Consider the following 18,547-nt stretch of genomic DNA (forward strand, 5'->3'; position numbering starts at 1 on the left):
CTAATTAATTCTTATAGTTACGTGTTTGTACCTTGATTGCTTCGTACTCCAGGGGCTCCTTGATGAGCTCAGGCTCGTTGCCCTTGCCTTTGTACTCCCAGCAGCCAACGTAGAAGTAGTTCTCGTCGTCGCGCTTAGCCTCGCCTTCCTCGGTCTGGTACTCCTCACGGAAGTGACCACCACAAGACTCGTTACGAGAGAGAGCGTCGAATGCTACGAGCTGACCCATGGTGAAGAAGTCGCGCAGGTGGATAGCCTTGTCGAGCTCCACGTTGAGACCCTCCTTAGTACCAGGAACGAAGAGGTTGGTGTCGAACTCCTTCTCGAGCTCGTGCATCTTCTTCAGGCCCTCTTTCAGGCCCTCAGCGGTGCGACCCATACCAACATACTCCCACATGATGTGACCCAGCTCCTTGTGGATAGAGTCAACAGAACGCTTACCCTTGATGTTGAGCAGACGGTCGATCTCAGCGTTAACGCCCTTCTCGGCCTCGTCGAACTCAGGACGATCGGTAGAAATCTTACCCCAGATGCTCTGGTCAGCCAGGTAGTTCTGGATGGTGTAAGGCAGCACGAAGTAACCATCGGCCAGACCCTGCATCAGAGCAGAAGCACCCAGACGGTTAGCACCGTGGTCAGAGAAGTTACACTCACCGATAGCGAACAGACCGGGGATAGTGGTCTGCAACTCGTAGTCAACCCAGATACCACCCATGGTGTAGTGGATAGCAGGATAGATCATCATGGGCTTGTAGTACTTCACGCCATTGATCTCGTTAGCCAGCTCGCCAGGGAACACGTCAGTGATCTCCTCGTACATCTCGAACAGGTTACCATAGCGCTGCATGATCACGTCGATACCCAGACGGTTGATAGACTCAGAGAAGTCGAGGTAAACGGCCAGACCAGTGTTGTTCACACCAAAGCCCTTGTCGCAACGCTCCTTAGCGGCACGAGAAGCCACGTCACGGGGAACCAGGTTACCGAATGCAGGATAACGGCGCTCCAGATAGTAGTCGCGATCCTCCTCGGCAATCTCCCAAGGCTGCATCTCGCCCTTCTGAAGTTTCTTTGCGTCCTCAATGTTCTTGGGCACCCAGATACGACCGTCGTTACGCAGAGACTCAGACATCAGCGTCAGCTTAGACTGCTTGTCGCCGTGAACGGGGATACAGGTGGGGTGAATCTGAACGTAAGAGGGGTTAGCGAAGTAAGCACCCTTACGATAGCACTGAACAGCAGCAGTACAGTTACAACCCATAGCGTTGGTAGAGAGGAAGTAAGTGTTACCATAACCACCAGTAGCGATTACCACAGCGTTAGCAGAGAAACGCTCCAGCTCGCCAGTAACCAGGTTCTTGGCGATAATACCACGAGCGCGACCGTCAACGATCACCACATCCTCCATCTCGTAACGGGTGTAGAGCTTCACCTTGCCAGCGTTCACCTGGCAGCTCAGTGAGCTGTAGGCACCCAGCAGCAGCTGCTGACCCGTCTGACCCTTAGCGTAGAAGGTACGGCTAACCTGAGCACCACCGAATGAACGGTTGGCCAGCATACCACCGTACTCACGAGCGAAGGGAACGCCCTGAGCCACGCACTGGTCGATAATATTGTTAGACACCTCAGCCAGACGATAAACGTTAGCCTCGCGAGCACGATAGTCACCACCCTTTACAGTATCGTAGAACAGACGGTAAACAGAGTCACCATCGTTCTGATAGCACTTAGCGGCGTTGATACCACCCTGAGCAGCGATAGAGTGAGCACGACGGGGAGAGTCCTGAATACACAGGTTAATCACGTTGAAGCCCATCTCGCCAAGTGAAGCAGCTGCAGAAGCACCAGCCAGACCGGTACCAACAACGATCACGTCGAGCTTCAGCTTGTTCTTGGGGTTAACCAGACGCTGGTGAGCTTTATATTCCTTCCATTTCTCAGGCACTGGTCCTGCTGGAATCTTTGAATCTAATACTTTAGCCATAATTTCTTTTAATGCTTAATTCTTAATTCATAATGCAAATTAGCAGCAAATTCCGCAGGCGCAGCTGCCGTCACAGAGTGAAGGAGCGCAACCGAATGCGAAAGCCAATACCACTACGAGGAAGCCCAGCATGAGCAGGGTAACGTAGATGAAGCCGATGGTCTTCCAACGGCAGAACCAAGTCTTGCCACTGAGGCCCAGGGTCTGCAGAGAGCTCCAGAAGCCGTGAGTCAGGTGCATCCAGATAGCCACGAGCCAGATGATGTAGAGCACCACGAAGGTCATGTTGCTGAAGGTGTCCTGAATGAAGGCGAAGCCATCAGCGGGACTGTGAGCCACAGTCATACCAGTCAGCTCGGCAAACATCATGTTGTACCAGAAGTTGAACAGGTGCAGGATCAGACCCAATGCGATGATGATACCCAGCACGAGCATGTTCTTTGATGCCCACTCCACCTTGCCGGCGTTCACCGTTGTAGCCACCTCGTAGCGATTGTTACCACGAGCCTTGCGGTTCTGAGCAGTCAGAATGAAAGCATACACGATGTGAAGCACAGCCAAAGCTGCCAGTCCCAAAGTTGCCGCTACGGCATACCAGTTGGCGCCGAGCATCTCACAAATAGTGTTGTAAGCCTCGCCCGAGAACAGCGCAACCAAGTTCATGCAGCAGTGGAACGTCAAAAACAGAATCAGCGCGATGCCAGTGAGCGACATCACCACCTTTCTACCAATTGATGAATTAAATAACCACATAAATGATTGTAAATTAATGAATTAATATTGATTTTAGATTTATTGTCAGCATCAGGACCACCCTCACGGGCAAGAGTTTATACTTAAAAGTAAGTACGCACACATGTGTTGCGGCCACAAAAGTACTATAAAATAATGAGATTTCAAACTTTTTCAGTCAGAAATCTCATTTATCTTGCGATATTTTTTTTCGTGATGTCTTTGTCTGCCTACTTATAGGTCACGATTGACAGGAAATAGTTGCGCCATTTTGACTCCAGGAAAAGTGTCTCGGCCTCGTCGGGCACCAGCAGTCGGTAGGCCTTTTCCTCAGGATTACTGAAGCCAAAGACGGCAGGGTCCACGGCATCAGGATTGTGGAACATCACCTTCACCGTTCCTCGCGTCAGGCCGTTACAGTTACGAAAAGCACCTTCGCCCACCGTAACATCCTCAGGCAGAACAACATACGTTAGTTTTTTACAGCCATAGAAGGCCGCCTTTCCAATGTTTTTCGTCCGCTCGGGCACCACAAGCGTATCGATGTTGACACAATCCATGAAGGCGTGGTCGCCAATAGACTCAAGACTGTCTGGCAGACTCGTGATCTTCAGGCGGGTGCAGCCGTAGAAGGCGCACGTGTTGATAGACCTGATCTCGTTGGGGAAGACGGTGTTGTCGCAGCCAATCACCAGCGCATTACTATCGGTCTGGATAACGGCATTACAGTTGTTGCGCGAGTCGAACATCTCGTTGGCCTCGTCAACGCTGATGGCCAAGAGGTCGTTGTCGGCGAAGGCATTGTCGCCAATCTCACTCACCTTGGCAGGAATGGCAATCTCGCGCAGGTGGTTACCCCAAAAGGCGCCAGCGCCAATGGCCTCTAACGACTGTGGAAGAACGACCTTCGACAGCGCGCAGTTCTGGAAAGCGGAATAGCCAATCGAGACCAGTCCGTTGGGCAACGTGCAGTCTTTCTTCAGACTCTCGCACCCCACGAAAGCGCAGGGGGCAATCTCGCTGATGGCAGGGGGCACCTTTGCAGCCACGCCGCCAAACACCACGCGTCCTGAGGCATAATGAATCAGGCAGTTACTGTTCTCGCGAGAATCATAGATGGGGTTGCCGTATCTCACAACGACGTCTTTGATGGGATAGCGGCGTTTCAGGGGCGCACTGATGGCCAGGGGTGGCAGATAGATCTCTTCGCCACGTGGTGTCAGTACCACGCGCTCATAAAACACATCGTCCTTGGTGTCCGACTGGATAGAGGCCACATTGGGACCCAGTTGTATACTGGACAGGCCGTTATTGACCGTGGGGCCAAACTGTCCGCTCTCGCCAGGCGACTGATAGATGCCCAGGTTCTTGATACTGCCCACAGGATAGGTTATCTCGTTAATCTGGATAGCATCGGGTATCACAATCGACGAAGTGCCACCGTCCGACCCCACTACGCAAGCCGTGGAGTGATCCATCGAATAGAACAGTTTTCCATCGCAATAATAGCCATCTTCCTGATAAGGACGGGTGATATAGCCACCTCCACCGTCACTGTGGTCTTTCATGCACGACACCAGTGCCGTCGCTGTTATAATGCCCAGCAGAATTACTTTGCCACTCTTTCTTGTTACGTTCAGCATACAAAAAACAGGTTTACCGGTTTAACGCGTGCAAATTTAATGTATTTTTCTGAAAGTGTGGGTCTTTTTGCAGAACTTTTTGTAATTTTGCATCGGAAAAATAAAGTTCTAGAACGAATGATACTGAAATATGACGTAGTGGTCGTAGGCGGCGGTCATGCCGGCTGTGAGGCTGCCTGTGCAGCCGCCAACATGGGCGCAAAGACGCTGCTGGTGACGATGGACATGAACAAGATTGCACAGATGTCGTGCAATCCTGCCGTAGGCGGCATTGCCAAAGGACAGATTGTGCGCGAGATTGACGCCCTGGGCGGACAGATGGGACGCGTGACAGACGCCACCGCCATCCAGTTTCGCATGCTGAACGTGGGCAAAGGTCCTGCCGTTTGGAGTCCCCGTGCCCAGTGCGACCGTGGAAAATTCATCTGGGAATGGCGTCGTGTCATCGATGAAACCGATAATCTCGACGTATGGCAAGATCAGGTGGACGAATTAATTGTCGAGCCTTCCCAGTGCGCTGCGACAGCGTCGCAGCCTACAAAGCAAGTGGTGGGCGTGCGCACCATCTGGGGTGCCGAGATTCGCGCCAAGAGCGTGGTGATAACGGCTGGCACCTTCCTCAACGGCTTGATGCACATCGGCCGAAAGATGGTAAAGGGCGGACGCATCGCAGAACCTGCTGCCGAGCACCTCACAGAGAGCATCGCACAGCACGGCATCCGCTCGGCCCGCATGAAGACGGGTACGCCCGTCCGCATCGACAAGCGCAGCGTGGATTTTTCGAAGATGCGCCAGCAGGACGGCGAGCAGCGTGCGTATCGCTTTTCGTATTTCCCCGGAAAATCCGGAAAATCCGGAAAATCCGGAATATCCGGACAATCCGGCATGCTCCCCCAGCTCCCTTGCTGGGAATGCTACACCAGCCCTGCCGTGCACGAGATGCTACGCTCAGGACTGGCAGATTCCCCACTCTACAACGGCCAGATACAGTCCATCGGACCACGCTACTGTCCTTCGATAGAAACGAAGCTCGTGACCTTCCCTGATCGCGAACAACACTTGCTTTTCCTCGAGCCTGAAGGCAGCGAGACCAACGAGATGTATCTCAATGGCTTCTCGTCGTCACTGCCCATGGACGTACAAATCGCTGCCCTCCGAATGATTCCTGGTTTAGAGCAGGCCAAGGTGTATCGCCCCGGCTATGCCATAGAATACGATTTCTTCGACCCTACGCAGTTAAAGCATACGTTGGAATCGAAGAAAATTGAAGGACTCTTCTTTGCTGGTCAGGTGAACGGCACCACAGGCTATGAAGAGGCGGCCGGACAGGGGCTTGTGGCTGGCATCAATGCAGCTCTGAAGTGCGATGGAAACAAGGAATTTGTGATGCATCGCGATGAATCGTATATCGGTGTTTTGATCGACGACCTGGTGACGAAGGGTGTCGACGAGCCTTACCGTATGTTCACCTCGCGTGCCGAATATCGCATTCTGTTGCGTCAGGATGATGCCGACGCACGACTCACAGAACGCTCCTACGAGATTGGATTGGCGAAAAAAGACCGATTCGATTGGTGGATGGAGAAGAAGGCGAAAATCGAAGAAATCGTTGAATTCTGCAAAACATTCCCGATAAAAGCGAAGGAAATTAATGGCGCCCTCGAGCAGTTGGGCACCACCCCACTCCAGTTTGGCGTGAAGTTGGAAGACCTGATTGCGCGTCCGCAGTTGAACTTTAACAATCTGATGGACATTATTCCAGAACTGCGCGAATTCATCGACAAACTGCCCAACAGAAAGGCCGAAATCAGCGAAGCAGCAGAAATTCGTATCAAGTATAAAGGTTACATCGAGCGCGAACGCTTGGTGGCCGACAAGATGCACCGCTTGGAAAACATCCGAATAAAAGGGCACTTTGATTACGAGAAGTTGCAGGGACTTTCCACCGAGTGCCGCCAAAAACTCACGGCCATCGATCCTGAGACACTGGCACAGGCCAGTCGCATTCCTGGCGTTTCGCCCAGCGACATCAACGTACTTTTGGTACTGATGGGGCGCTAAGCTTTCTGTAATGACAGACGGCCGCAGCAGCCGATGTACAAAGAAAAATAGCAATGTTTCATGTGAAACAATTGTATATGTGTAACAATTATAACTCACTGAATATGAACAACAAAGTATTGATGGACAATCTGCGTTGCATTCCAGATTTCCCCAAAAAAGGCATCAACTTCAGAGACGTGACAACACTCTACAAGAATGCCGAATGCATGAAAATTATGACCGACGAGTTGTACGAGCTTTACAAAGACAAAGGCATCACCAAGATCGTTGGTATTGAAAGTCGTGGTTTTGTGATGGCCGCTGCCCTCGCCGTCCGACTGGGTGCTGGAGTTGTTTTGGCACGCAAGCCTGGCAAACTCCCCTCTACCGTCATCAAGGAGTCGTTCTCTAAGGAATATGGCGTGGATACCATCGAGATGCACATCGATTCTATCAACGAAAACGATGTGGTTCTGATTCACGACGACCTGCTGGCCACTGGCGGCACGGCTAAGGCAGCCTACAAACTCGTACAGCACTTCCACCCCAAGAAGGTGTACATGAACTTCATTATCGAAATCACTGACGAGGGACTGCACGGACGCGACGAGTTTAAGGATATCGACCTGACAACGCTGATGACCATCTGATTCGGCAAAGTGCCTTAAACAAAGGAGAATATCGCATTTCTGTTTCACGTGAAACAAAGAGCAATATGACAAAGGAAGAGAACGAGAAGCGCTTGGCGTATTTAAAAAGCATCGTGGCACGACTACCAGAAAAACCTGGCAGTTACCAGTTTTATGACGATGAGCACACCATCATATACGTGGGTAAGGCTAAGAGTCTGAAATCGCGCGTCTCGTCCTACTTCCACACCGAAGTGGACCGTTTTAAGACCAAAGTACTGGTATCTAAGATCCACGACATCAGTTATACGGTGGTGAATACGGAGGAAGACGCCCTTCTATTGGAAAATTCGCTCATCAAGAAGTACAATCCACGGTATAACGTGCTTTTGAAGGACGGTAAGACCTACCCCAGCATTTGTATCACTAACGAACCCTTCCCACGCATCTTCAAAACGCGCACCATCAACAAGAAATGGGGCACCTACTACGGCCCCTACTCTCACGCTGCGTCTATGTATGCCGTTCTGGACCTCATCAACAAGCTCTATAAGCCCAGAACGTGTCGTCAGCCCATGACAAAGGAGGGCGTTAAGGCAGGCAAATACCAGACGTGCCTGGAGTATCATATCAAGAACTGCTTAGGCCCTTGTGTGGCGCGCCAGAGCTTCGAGGACTATCAGAAAAACATTGCGCAGGCACGCGAGATTCTAAAGGGAAACACGCGCCAGATCCTGCGCGACATGCGTGCCGAGATGGAGCAGTTGGCCGAGGAACTGCGCTTTGAAGAGGCCGAGGAGGTGAAGCGCAAATACCTGTTGATAGACTCGTTCGTGAGTAAGAGCGAGGTGGTGAGCCATACTATCGACAACGTGGACGTTTTCTCGATTACCAACGACGAGAAAGTGGCCTACGTGAACTATATCCACGTGTCGAATGGCTCTATTAATCAGAGCTTTACGTTCGAATACAAGAAGCGTCTGAACGAGACGGAACAGGAGCTGTTGCAGTTGGGCATCATCGAGATGCGCGAGCGTTTTAACAGTCATTCCAAGGAGATTGTGGTACCTTTCGAACCTGATATGGAACTGGAAAACGTGGTGTTCACAGTGCCCCAGCGAGGCGACAAGAAGACCCTCCTCGACCTGTCGTTGATGAACGGCAAGCAGTATAAGTTCGATCGTCTGAAACAGGCCGAAAAATTGAATCCTGAGCAAAAGCAGGTACGCCTGATGAAGGAGTTGCAGGAGAAGCTGGGACTACCCAAACTGCCCTATCAGATAGAGTGCTTCGACAACTCAAATATCTCTGGTACGGACGCCGTGGCCGCCTGCGTGGTCTTCAAGAGTATGAAGCCCAGTAAGAAGGACTACAAGAAATACAATATCAAGACGGTGGTGGGACCCGACGATTATGCGTCGATGAAGGAGGTGGTTCACCGTCGTTACAGTCGACTCCTAGAAGAGGAACAACCCCTACCCGACCTCATCATTGCCGACGGTGGCAAAGGTCAGATGGGTGTCATCCGCGAGGTGATCCAGGACGAGTTGAACCTGGACATCCCCATCGCCGGTCTGGCCAAGAACGACCGCCACCGTACCAACGAACTGCTCTACGGCTTCCCACCCATGTCGGTGCAGCTGAAGACCGACTCAGAACTCTTCCACGTGCTCACCCAGATTCAGGACGAGGTGCATCGCTTCGCCATCACATTCCATCGAGAGAAGCGTTCTAAGCGCGCTTTAGAGTCGGAGCTTGATAGTATCAAGGGAATCGGCCCAAAAACGCGTGACGGGCTTCTAAATGCCCTTAAATCGGTTAAAAAGATTAGTGAGGCCAACCTCGACACGCTCACCGACCTCATTGGAGCCGCAAAAGCCCAAATCGTCTACGACTATTTCCACCCTGAAAACACAACCGGCGAATCTTAATATTCCCCTTGATTAATAATGAAATGTCATCTCGAGCCTGTCGAGCGCTCGGCCGAAGGACGCTTGCTACCAACGGGACGCAAGACTTCTCTTCGTTGTCAGGAATAAATCAAGAAAACGATTGGGTGGTTTTTCGGTTTATGGCATATCGGCATAACGGCATAACGGCATATCATTTGGGAAATCGATATTTTTATGGCGCATCGACGGAAAAGATATATATATTCTATATTTAATATATATTATAATATATATTATATATAGTTATTATACTACCCTTCTTCACGCTCCCTATCATATAAGTGAAAAAACCAAATGGTATGCCGTTATGCCGATATGCCGATATGCCATAATTAATTATACATGTAAAGAAAAAGTGCTAAAAATTAGGGGTCTGAGAATGGACAAACTAGAGTGGCGAAAGGGGTGTTTTTGGGGTATTTTTGGCTTGATTTTCGCCCATTTTTGCCCCCTATCGATTTTACGATGCAACGGAGGCTGAGTTACACCCTAACGGAGCCTGTTTTACAATGCAACTCAGGCTGTTTTACACCGTAACTCAGCCTCCGTTGCACCCTAAACGAATATGCGAACGCTTTCTGATTCTTTACACTTTTGGAGGGTTTTTTATAAGCCTCTAACAATCAGTATATTAGTTATTTGCGCATATTTCGCCTGTACGCGCGCAAAAAATTTTTGGTGGAGAATTTTTAAATCTCAGAGGGGCATTTGTACACAAAATTCAGAGAGTATTGTCTTAATAATAAGACAAAATGGATTATCAAAATTTGGAAAAACCAATTAATTATTGTAACTTTGCCGAAAAAAGAAAGAAATGCGAGCAGTTATACAACGCGTCACCCACGCCAGCGTCACCATCAACGGCACCGTGAAATCGGCCATCCAGCAGGGTTTTTTGATCCTGTTGGGCGTCTGCGATGAGGACACCATGGAGGACGTGGACTGGCTGGTGAAGAAGATAGCCAATCTGAGGGTGTTTGGCGACGAGAACGACGTGATGAACCGCTCGATCCTGGACGTACAGGGAGAGGCGCTGGTGGTCAGTCAGTTCACGCTCTTTGCCAGTTACAAGAAAGGCAACCGTCCCTCGTGGTTCCGTGCCGGCTCTCACGAGCACTCTATCCCACTCTACGAGGCCTTCTGCCGCGATTTATCAGAGGCTCTGGGTAAACCTGTAGGCACGGGTGAATTCGGCGCTGATATGAAGGTAGAATTGCTTAACGACGGGCCTGTCACTATATGCATGGACACCAAGAACAAGGAGTAATGAAACTGATAAGAAATGAGAAGCTGAAGCAGCAATACAAATGGGAACTACGCATGTTACCCATCGTCATACTGCTTGTGGTTGCCGAAATCTACTTCTGCAAAGAAAAGATGCTGATTCCTGCTTGGATCATTTTGATAGTAATTTTCATATTAGATATATACAGAAGATTAAGGCATTAAGAATGACAATACAAGAAGCACAAAATACTGTAGATGAATGGATTAAGTCGTACGGCGTGCGCTACTTTTCAGAGCTGACCAACATGGCCGTGCTGACTGAGGAAGTGGGTGAGTTGGCCCGCGTGATCAGTCGGCGCTACGGCGAGCAGTCGTGGAAGGAGTCAGACCCCAGGAAGGCCGATAATGGTAAGGCAGCCCTGGGCGAAGAGATGGCCGACGTGCTGTGGGTATTGCTCTGTCTGGCCAATCAGACAGGTGTTGATCTGACCGAAGAACTGCAGAAATCCATCGATAAAAAGACGAAAAGAGACGCAGAAAGACATATCTCCAACCCCAAATTAAAGAAACTTTAAAGCATAATAACTATGGCAGAAACGAGTAAGATTGAGCAGGTGCTCAGCAAGTACAACCTCGACATCACCGACGAGGAAGTGAAGGAAGCAGTGAAGAAGATCATTGCCGAGAAAGTGCACGAGAACGACACCCCCGAGGTGAAGAAATTCCTGATGGGCAGCGTGGAACTCACCACCCTGAAGACAACTGATAGCGATACCTCAGTGCTGGCTTTCACCGAGAAGGTCAACCAGTTTGAAGAGGCCTACCCCAACCTACCACACGTAGCTACCATCTGCGTGTATCCTAAGTTCGCCAAGATTGTAAGCGAGACCCTCGAGGTGGAAGGTGTAGAAGTGGCCTGTGTATCGGGCAGTTTCCCCTCTTCTCAGAGTCTGATTGAGGTGAAGACCGTAGAGACCTCACTGGCCATCAAAGACGGCGCCACAGAGATTGATATCGTGATGCCTGTGGGACAGTTCCTGGAGGGCGACTACGAGACCGTGGTCGACGAGATTCAGCAACAGAAGGAAGCCTGCGGCGAGCACGATATGAAGGTGATTCTGGAGACCGGTTGCCTGAAGACCGCCAAGAACATCAAGATTGCCTCTATCCTGTCGATGTATGCCGGTGGCGACTATATCAAGACCTCTACGGGTAAGCTCGAGCCAGCAGCTACACCCGAGGCAGCCTACGTGATGTGTCAGGCCATCAAGGAGTACTACGAGCAGACGGGCGTTCAGATTGGTTTCAAGCCCGCTGGAGGTCTGAACAGCGTGATGGACGCCCTGATCTATTACACCATCGTGAAAGAGGTTCTGGGCGAGAAGTGGCTCACCAACAAGTGGTTCCGCATGGGCACATCACGACTGGCCAACCTGCTGTTGAGCGAGGTGGTCGGTGAGGAAGTGAAGTTCTTCTAAGAACTACTTCTTGCGCTTGATCACGTAATCGATATAGGCGGTAAGCGACGTACGAAGAGCTTCGTCGTTTACCGCTTTTTCTATGTATGACTGGGCCTTCAGATAGAAGTCATTCATGCGCTTTTCAGCATATTCAATGCCGCCACACTCTTTCGTAAACTCTACCAAAACAGCGATTTCATCGGCATTAATCGTGCCTGCCTTCACTTTGCGAGCCAAGGTCATCATCGACTCGTACTGAGGATTTTGGTTCAGTGCATAGATCACAGGCAAGGTCAGTTTTCCCTCAGCCATATCATTGCCAGTAGGTTTTCCTATCTCTTTCGAGTCGTAATAATCGAAGATGTCATCGCGTATCTGGAACATGATACCCAGGTTACGGCCAAACTCAGCCGCCTGAGCCACTTCCTCGTCAGTAGCCCCTGCCGACATGGCACCAATCGAGGCGCACGACTCGAACAAAACGGCTGTTTTCTGTCTGATAACATCATAGTAGATCTCCTCGGAAATCTCCTGATTACTAATGTTTTGCAACTGTAACAGCTCGCCGGAAGCCAGTGTACGGCCCAACTCGGCCAGGTTCTCGATGATGCGACGATCATTGGTATATGACACGTGCAAAAGAGCCGTAGAAAGGATAAAATCGCCCGTCAGAACGGCAACCTTATTATTATAAGAAGCATTCACAGAAGCCTGACCGCGACGCTCCTCGCTCTCGTCCACCACATCATCGTGCACCAGCGAGGCTGTGTGGAGCAGTTCCAAGCCAATGGCCGAACTCTGCGTCACTTTGGTCACACCCCCATAGTTCTTGGCGATGAGCTGCATCAGAATAGGACGCATACGCTTACCACCACGCTGCCGGATATGACTAAGCACATCCGATACCAGTCCGTCACCATAGGTCAGCGACTGACTGAAAAGTTCTGTAAACTCATTGAATTCCTGAGCAATTGGCTGTTTGATAAGCGATAAATAGTCCATTTTTACGAATTTTGCCACAAAATTACAGAAAATATCTCGATATTGGTAATTTTTTTAGTAATTTTACACGAAATTACGAAATATCATATGGATAAACTCTTTTTGCTCGATGCTTACGCCCTCATTTACAGGTCGTACTACGCATTTATCAAGAACCCTCGCATCAACTCCAAGGGACTCAACACAAGTGCCATCATCGGCTTTGTGAACACCCTGCAGGAGGTGATCGAAAAGGAGCAACCCAAGTATCTTGGCGTGGCCTTCGACCCCCATGGCCCCACCTTCCGCAGCGAGAAGTTTCCTGCCTACAAGGCCCAGCGCGAAGCCACACCTGAGGACATCAAAAAGGCCGTTCCCATCATCAAGGAACTGCTGGCTGCCTATCGCATACCTGTGCTGCAGGTGGATGGCTACGAGGCCGACGATGTGGTGGGTACACTGGCAAAAAAGGCCGATTCCATCGAAGGAATAGAGACGTTTATGCTGACGCCCGACAAGGACTATGGGCAGTTGGTCACTGAGAAAGTGAAAATATATCGTCCTCGCCATGGTGGTGGCTACGAGGTGATGGGTCCAACGGAGGTGTGCGAGAAATATGGCATCACCACCCCACTCCAGGTCATCGACCTGCTGGCATTGATGGGCGACTCGGCCGACAACTTCCCTGGCTGTCCTGGTGTGGGCGAGAAGACGGCCACAAAACTCATCACCGACTTCAACTCGGTGGATGAACTGCTTCAGCGCACGGACGAGTTGAAGGGTGCCTTGAAGAAAAAGGTGGAGGAGCATGTGGAGGACATCCGCATGTCGTACTACCTGGCCACCATCTGTACGGAGGTACCCATCGACCTCAACCTGGCCGATCTCGAGATGAAGTCGCCCGATGAAGAAAAACTCACTGCCCTCTTCGCCGAACTCGAATTTAAGTCGCTCACCAACCGAGTTCTTAAAAAAGCTGAAAAGAAGCCAAAAACTGATAATTTAGAGCTCTCTCTCTTTGCAGAATTCGCGCCCGTGGGCACAGTCGACTCAAAATTTTCGAGTTTTGAGACCCTTAAAATGACCACTCACGACTACAAACTCGTTGAAAATGAGGAAGAAATAAAACAATTACGTGATTATTTTCTAACAAAAGATTTTCTCGTTCTAGACACAGAGACCACTTCAACCTCGGCCATCGACGCCGAATTGGTGGGTTTAAGCTTCTCGGTGGAGGAACACAAGGCATTTTATGTGCCCATTCCTGCCAATCGTGAAGAAGCGTTGCGAATTGTTAATTTCTTTAAACCGCTCTATGAGGACCCTAAAATCCTGAAGGTAGGTCAGAATTTGAAGTACGACCTCGAGGTGTTAAGAAATTACGACATCGAGTTGAAAGGTAAGATGTGGGACACGATGATTGCCCACTACCTGATCCAACCCGAGTTGCGACACAACATGGACTACATGGCCGAGATTTATCTGAACTATCAGACCATACACATTGACGAACTCATAGGTCCGAAGGGTAAGAACCAAAAATCCATGCGCGACCTCACACCCCAGCAGGTGTATGAGTATGCGTGCGAGGATGCCGACATCACCCTGCAACTGAAAAACAAGTTGGAGCCCGAGTTGAAGAAGTACGACTGCGAAAAACTCTTCTACGACATCGAGATGCCCCTGATGCCCGTGCTGGCCGAGATGGAGATGAACGGCGTGTGCCTGGATACAGAATCACTGAGCGAAACGTCAAAGATTCTAACCGAGCGCATGAACCAGATAGAGGCACGTATCTATGAGTTGGCAGGCCAGTCGTTCAACATTGCCTCGCCCAAGCAGGTAGGCGAAATACTGTTCGACAAACTGAAGATTGTGGAGAAGGCCAAGAAGACCAAGACGGGTCAGTATGTGACCAGCGAGGAGGTACTTCAGCAACTGAAGAACAAGCACGAGATCGTGTCGGACATCTTGGAACACAGAGGGTTAAAGAAACTCATTGGCACCTATATCGATGCTCTGCCCAAGTTGATAAACCCCAAGACAGGTCACATCCACACCTCGTTTAATCAGACCATCACAGCCACTGGCCGACTGTCGTCGAGCGACCCCAACCTGCAAAACATTCCCATCCGTGGCGAGGACGGCAAGGAAATACGAAAAGCCTTCGTTCCTGAGCCAGGATGTCTGTTCTTTTCAGCAGACTACAGTCAGATTGAACTGCGCGTGATGGCCCATCTGTCGCAAGACGAGAACATGGTGCGCGTGTTCAGCGAAGGTAAGGACCTGCATGCTGCCACGGCCGCCAACATCTATAAAAAACCCATTGAAGAGGTGACGCGCGACGAGCGAACGAAGTCGAAACGTGCCAACTTCGGCATCATCTACGGCATCACCGTGTTTGGCTTGGCCGAGCGCCTGGACATCCCTCGCGACGAGGCTAAGATGCTGATTGACGGCTACTTCGATACCTTCCCACAGGTGCACGACTACATGGAGCAGTCGAAAGAGGTGGCGCGCAAGCAAGGCTACGTCACTACCCTCTTCGGCCGTCGCCGCTACCTGCCCGATATCAACTCGCAGAACGCCACTGTACGTGGCTTTGCCGAGCGCAACGCCATCAACGCCCCCATCCAGGGCACGGCTGCCGATATCATCAAGGTGGCCATGATACATATCTACGAACGCTTCAAGGCCGAGGGCATCCGTTCGAAGATGATCCTGCAGGTGCACGACGAATTGAACTTCTCAGTCTATCCAGAAGAGAAGGAGCAGGTGGAACGCATCGTCCTCGAGGAGATGCAGCGTGCCTTCCCCCTCAGCGTGCCGCTGGTGGCCGACTCAGGGTTTGGTAAGAACTGGCTGGAAGCCCATTAAACAAAATAGCGCGCTGGAACTTTCCAACGCGCTATTTTTTTATATCTCAAAGACAAGGAATATACGACAGGCCACCCTGAGAACCATGTTGCACAATGCGCAGCATTGTGTGGTTTATCTCGTCGATTAACTCGTTGAGTTTCTGACACATATAAGGCGCTATCGTCTCCTTTCTGCCATAGGTGAAAAGGTTTCTTTCTGCCTTCTCCAGACGACCGTGGTTCCACAGTTCCACGACCTTCCACTCGCCGTGCTCATTGTCGAAGATTTCGCTCGACCACTCGTCGTGAGGCAGTCCCTCGGCATCCAGCAGCGCCTTAATCTTATGGCCATGCATAAAGCCCTCGACAGCACCCGTTGGTTTGCGCTGCGAAGAATGGAAGGCAATCTTGGTCTTGGCACTCTTGCGCTTAATCATGTTCGTCGTGATTTCCTCGTAGTACACCTGTCCGTCGATACTGCCCTTCACGTAGTTGACTGTGAGTTTCATGGTGTGCGTACCACTCTTATAATAATAGTGCCACACGCCGTTCTTCAGCCCATTCAGGAAGCGACCCTGGGCCTCGTTATGTAATATGCTGCCATAGGAACTCACGCAAGAGAGTTGGTAGTGAAAAGGGCCGTCGAAAACGCGCATCCCCTCCTCATCCAAATAATAAGAATAAAATGATTTACCACCATGATAGGGTCCGTCATAGAAATGATGAGCCTGTGGGTAGTGCTTGAAACATTCATTAAGTCGTAACTTCAGTTTTTTAATTTGATTCATCGTAGTTTTGTAGCTGTATTATGTCCAACTACTTAGGACACAAATTGTTATCTTCTAGTGAAATTCATAGATTTGTGTGCAAAGATAACCAAATTATTCTATAATAGAACGCTTAAAACCATCATTTTTAATGCTTTTTAATATAAATGAAAAAGTAATTTGTACGTTTGAAAACAAATTACAAAGAAGTTTTACACCAAAAGAGAAAAATCCAAATATATTTGGTTTTTTACTCACTTAGTCGTACCTTTGCACCCAGTTTATAAACGTTTATATAGAAAAATGGCATTAAAATGTGGTATTGTGGGACTGCCCAACGTGGGTAAGTCTACACTTTTCAATTGCCTGTCAAGTGCAAAGGCACAGGCAGCAAACTTCCCTTTCTGTACGATTGAGCCCAACGTGGGCGTTATCACCGTACCTGATGAACGACTGACCAAACTGGCCGAGATAGTACACCCAGGACGCATTGTTCCTGCTACTTGTGAGATTGTTGATATTGCAGGCCTCGTAAAGGGTGCCTCGAAGGGTGAAGGACTTGGAAACAAGTTCCTTGGCAACATCCGCGAGACGGATGCTATCATCCACGTGCTGCGTTGCTTCGAGGACGAGAACATCACCCACGTTGATGGTACTATCGACCCCATCCGCGACAAGGAAATCATTGATACTGAGCTCCAGCTGAAGGATCTCGAGACCATCGATTCTCGCTTGGCTAAGACAGAGAAAGCCGCTGCTGCAGGCAACAAGGACGCCAAGGTAGAGGTGACTGTGCTGAAGGCTTATAAGGAGGTGCTGGAGCAGGGTAAGAACGCCCGTATCGTGGAGTTCGAGAGCAAGGACGAGCAGGACTGCGCACGCAACCTGTTCCTGCTGACCTCAAAGCCCGTGCTCTACGTCTGCAACGTAGGCGAGGCTGACGCCAAGAGTGGTAACGACTTCACCAAGAAAGTTGAGGCACTGGCCAAGGAAGAAGGTGCCGAGGCCATGGTCATCGCTGCCAAGACAGAGGAGGATATCGCTGAGCTCGAGAGCTATGAGGACAAGCAGATGTTCCTCGAGGAGCTGGGTCTGGAGGAGAGTGGCGTGAACCGTCTGATCAAGAAGGCCTACGCCCTGCTGAACCTCGAGACCTTTATCACTGCTGGCGAGATGGAGGTGAAGGCCTGGACCTATAAGAAGGGTTGGAAGGCTCCCCAGTGTGCTGGCGTTATCCACACCGACTTCGAGAAGGGCTTCATCCGCGCCGAGGTCATCAAGTACGACGACTATATCAAATACGGCTCTGAGGCTGCTGTTCGCGAGGCTGGTAAGATGGGCGTAGAAGGTAAGGACTACGTGGTGCAGGATGGTGATATCATGCACTTCCGCTTCAATGTTTAAGCTGGTTCTGAACTATGAACTGTGAACTCTTTATCACTTGGAACCCGTCGCTCGAGGTTTTCAGCATTGGTGCGTTCAGCATGCGCTGGTACTCGCTGATGTGGCTCATCGGACTGGCCCTGGCCTATCTGATGGTGCGCTGGCTGTATAAGAAGCAGGGCATTGCCAACGAGAAGTTTGAGCCCCTCTTCATCTACTGCTTCATGGGCATCCTCGTTGGCGCCCGTCTGGGTCATTGCATCTTCTATCAGCCCGACTATTTCCTCACGTCGTGGAAGGGTGTTATCGAGATGCTGCTGCCCATCAAGATTGATGCGATGGGAGGATGGCATATGATTGGTTACCAAGGACTTGCGTCGCATGGTGGCACGCTGGGACTGATCATCACGCTCCTACTCTATGTGCGCCGTTTCAAGGTGCCCGTATGGACCGTGCTCGACAATATCGCCATTGCCACAGGCATCACGGCCTGCTGCATCCGTATTGGCAACCTGATGAACTCAGAGATTGTGGGAAAGATCACAGACGAGAGTCTGCCCTGGGCCTTCTGGTTCGTCCAAAACGACGGTCCACAGAACGTTGTTCTGCGCCATCCTGGCCAGCTCTACGAGGCCATCGCCTATGCCCTACTCTTCGCCCTGATGTTCTGGCTTTATAAGAAGATGCCACAGCGCGTGGGAACTGGTTTTTATTTTGGCCTCTGCCTGGCTTATATCTTCACCTTCCGCTTCTTCATCGAGTACTTTAAGGAGGTGCAGGAAGCCTTCGAAGAGGGTCTTCCCTTCGACATGGGACAGATACTCTCTATTCCCTTCATCATCATAGGCGTCTATTGTATGGTGAAAGGCTTGAAGAAAGCATAAAAAA

Annotated in this window: 14 protein-coding genes; 9 read left to right on the forward strand and 5 right to left on the reverse strand. The window is 50.3% G+C overall.

What is annotated here, in order from left to right; all coding sequences use genetic code 11:
• Window positions 1-4: 4 nt before the first annotated feature.
• The 3 genes from M1D30_RS13440 to M1D30_RS13450 all read right to left on the reverse strand — a co-directional run bounded on the left by M1D30_RS13440 (window position 5) and on the right by M1D30_RS13450 (window position 4,359).
• Window positions 5-1,984, reverse strand: a complete 1,980-nt coding sequence (locus M1D30_RS13440; protein ID WP_248504821.1) for a fumarate reductase/succinate dehydrogenase flavoprotein subunit — start codon at window positions 1,982-1,984, stop codon at window positions 5-7.
• A gap of 39 nt (window positions 1,985-2,023) precedes the next feature.
• Window positions 2,024-2,737, reverse strand: coding sequence for a succinate dehydrogenase/fumarate reductase cytochrome b subunit (locus M1D30_RS13445; RefSeq protein ID WP_248504823.1), 714 nt, complete (start codon window positions 2,735-2,737; stop codon window positions 2,024-2,026).
• Between the two features lie 209 nt (window positions 2,738-2,946).
• The gene (locus M1D30_RS13450) at window positions 2,947-4,359 is read right to left on the reverse strand and encodes a leucine-rich repeat domain-containing protein (RefSeq protein WP_248504825.1); all 1,413 of its coding nucleotides are present in this window, start codon (window positions 4,357-4,359) and stop codon (window positions 2,947-2,949) included.
• Between the two features lie 117 nt (window positions 4,360-4,476).
• Between M1D30_RS13450 and mnmG the strand changes: the two genes are divergently transcribed.
• The 6 genes from mnmG (at window position 4,477) to deoC (ending at window position 11,688) form a co-directional block, all read left to right on the forward strand.
• Entirely contained in the window at window positions 4,477-6,420 is a 1,944-nt protein-coding gene (gene mnmG, locus M1D30_RS13455; protein WP_248504828.1) for a tRNA uridine-5-carboxymethylaminomethyl(34) synthesis enzyme MnmG, read from the forward strand.
• A 104-nt stretch (window positions 6,421-6,524) separates the two neighbouring features.
• Window positions 6,525-7,052, forward strand: coding sequence for an adenine phosphoribosyltransferase (locus tag M1D30_RS13460; RefSeq protein ID WP_248504829.1), 528 nt, complete (start codon window positions 6,525-6,527; stop codon window positions 7,050-7,052).
• A 65-nt stretch (window positions 7,053-7,117) separates the two neighbouring features.
• A complete protein-coding gene (gene uvrC / locus M1D30_RS13465; protein ID WP_248504831.1) occupies window positions 7,118-8,962 on the forward strand; it encodes an excinuclease ABC subunit UvrC in 1,845 nt (614 codons plus the stop codon).
• A gap of 835 nt (window positions 8,963-9,797) precedes the next feature.
• Window positions 9,798-10,250, forward strand: a complete 453-nt coding sequence (gene dtd, locus M1D30_RS13470) for a D-aminoacyl-tRNA deacylase (protein WP_248504833.1) — start codon at window positions 9,798-9,800, stop codon at window positions 10,248-10,250.
• A 184-nt stretch (window positions 10,251-10,434) separates the two neighbouring features.
• Window positions 10,435-10,785 (forward strand): nucleotide pyrophosphohydrolase, encoded by a 351-nt coding sequence (locus M1D30_RS13475; protein ID WP_248504834.1) that lies wholly within the window; start codon window positions 10,435-10,437, stop codon window positions 10,783-10,785.
• A 12-nt stretch (window positions 10,786-10,797) separates the two neighbouring features.
• Window positions 10,798-11,688, forward strand: coding sequence for a deoxyribose-phosphate aldolase (deoC, locus tag M1D30_RS13480; RefSeq protein WP_248504836.1), 891 nt, complete (start codon window positions 10,798-10,800; stop codon window positions 11,686-11,688).
• A gap of 3 nt (window positions 11,689-11,691) precedes the next feature.
• Here the strand turns inward: deoC and M1D30_RS13485 are convergent, their stop codons facing one another.
• Window positions 11,692-12,672: a polyprenyl synthetase family protein gene (locus M1D30_RS13485; RefSeq protein WP_248504838.1), complete on the reverse strand. Its 981-nt coding sequence runs from the start codon at window positions 12,670-12,672 to the stop codon at window positions 11,692-11,694.
• Window positions 12,673-12,759: 87 nt separating this feature from the next.
• Between M1D30_RS13485 and polA the strand changes: the two genes are divergently transcribed.
• The gene (gene polA, locus M1D30_RS13490; protein ID WP_248504840.1) at window positions 12,760-15,528 is read left to right on the forward strand and encodes a DNA polymerase I; all 2,769 of its coding nucleotides are present in this window, start codon (window positions 12,760-12,762) and stop codon (window positions 15,526-15,528) included.
• A gap of 46 nt (window positions 15,529-15,574) precedes the next feature.
• Here polA and M1D30_RS13495 read toward each other — a convergent pair whose 3' ends face one another.
• The gene (locus M1D30_RS13495) at window positions 15,575-16,297 is read right to left on the reverse strand and encodes a hypothetical protein (RefSeq protein ID WP_248504842.1); all 723 of its coding nucleotides are present in this window, start codon (window positions 16,295-16,297) and stop codon (window positions 15,575-15,577) included.
• Between the two features lie 282 nt (window positions 16,298-16,579).
• On the opposite strand from M1D30_RS13495, the gene ychF reads away from it, so the two are divergent.
• Window positions 16,580-17,680 carry a redox-regulated ATPase YchF gene (gene ychF / locus M1D30_RS13500; RefSeq protein ID WP_248504850.1) on the forward strand — a complete coding sequence of 367 codons (1,101 nt, stop codon included), beginning with the start codon at window positions 16,580-16,582 and terminating at the stop codon, window positions 17,678-17,680.
• 14 nt (window positions 17,681-17,694) lie between these two features.
• Complete coding sequence (gene lgt, locus M1D30_RS13505) at window positions 17,695-18,543, forward strand: prolipoprotein diacylglyceryl transferase (RefSeq protein WP_248504852.1); 849 nt, start codon at window positions 17,695-17,697, stop codon at window positions 18,541-18,543.
• The last annotated feature ends 4 nt before the right edge of the window (window positions 18,544-18,547 follow it).

The sequence above is a fragment of the Prevotella sp. E15-22 genome (genome assembly GCF_023204875.1).
In the GTDB taxonomy this organism is placed as follows: Bacteria; Bacteroidota; Bacteroidia; order Bacteroidales; family Bacteroidaceae; genus Prevotella.

What these genes read in the sequence shown, in the direction of transcription:
- M1D30_RS13440 (WP_248504821.1), bottom strand. Translation starts at nt 1,984, where the DNA reads ATGGCTAAAGTATTAGATTCAAAGATTCCAGCAGGACCAGTGCCTGAG.
- M1D30_RS13445 (WP_248504823.1), bottom strand. Translation starts at nt 2,737, where the DNA reads ATGTGGTTATTTAATTCATCAATTGGTAGAAAGGTGGTGATGTCGCTC.
- M1D30_RS13450 (WP_248504825.1), bottom strand. Translation starts at nt 4,359, where the DNA reads ATGCTGAACGTAACAAGAAAGAGTGGCAAAGTAATTCTGCTGGGCATT.
- mnmG (WP_248504828.1), top strand. Translation starts at nt 4,477, where the DNA reads ATGATACTGAAATATGACGTAGTGGTCGTAGGCGGCGGTCATGCCGGC.
- M1D30_RS13460 (WP_248504829.1), top strand. Translation starts at nt 6,525, where the DNA reads ATGAACAACAAAGTATTGATGGACAATCTGCGTTGCATTCCAGATTTC.
- uvrC (WP_248504831.1), top strand. Translation starts at nt 7,118, where the DNA reads ATGACAAAGGAAGAGAACGAGAAGCGCTTGGCGTATTTAAAAAGCATC.
- dtd (WP_248504833.1), top strand. Translation starts at nt 9,798, where the DNA reads ATGCGAGCAGTTATACAACGCGTCACCCACGCCAGCGTCACCATCAAC.
- M1D30_RS13475 (WP_248504834.1), top strand. Translation starts at nt 10,435, where the DNA reads ATGACAATACAAGAAGCACAAAATACTGTAGATGAATGGATTAAGTCG.
- deoC (WP_248504836.1), top strand. Translation starts at nt 10,798, where the DNA reads ATGGCAGAAACGAGTAAGATTGAGCAGGTGCTCAGCAAGTACAACCTC.
- M1D30_RS13485 (WP_248504838.1), bottom strand. Translation starts at nt 12,672, where the DNA reads ATGGACTATTTATCGCTTATCAAACAGCCAATTGCTCAGGAATTCAAT.
- polA (WP_248504840.1), top strand. Translation starts at nt 12,760, where the DNA reads ATGGATAAACTCTTTTTGCTCGATGCTTACGCCCTCATTTACAGGTCG.
- M1D30_RS13495 (WP_248504842.1), bottom strand. Translation starts at nt 16,297, where the DNA reads ATGAATCAAATTAAAAAACTGAAGTTACGACTTAATGAATGTTTCAAG.
- ychF (WP_248504850.1), top strand. Translation starts at nt 16,580, where the DNA reads ATGGCATTAAAATGTGGTATTGTGGGACTGCCCAACGTGGGTAAGTCT.
- lgt (WP_248504852.1), top strand. Translation starts at nt 17,695, where the DNA reads ATGAACTGTGAACTCTTTATCACTTGGAACCCGTCGCTCGAGGTTTTC.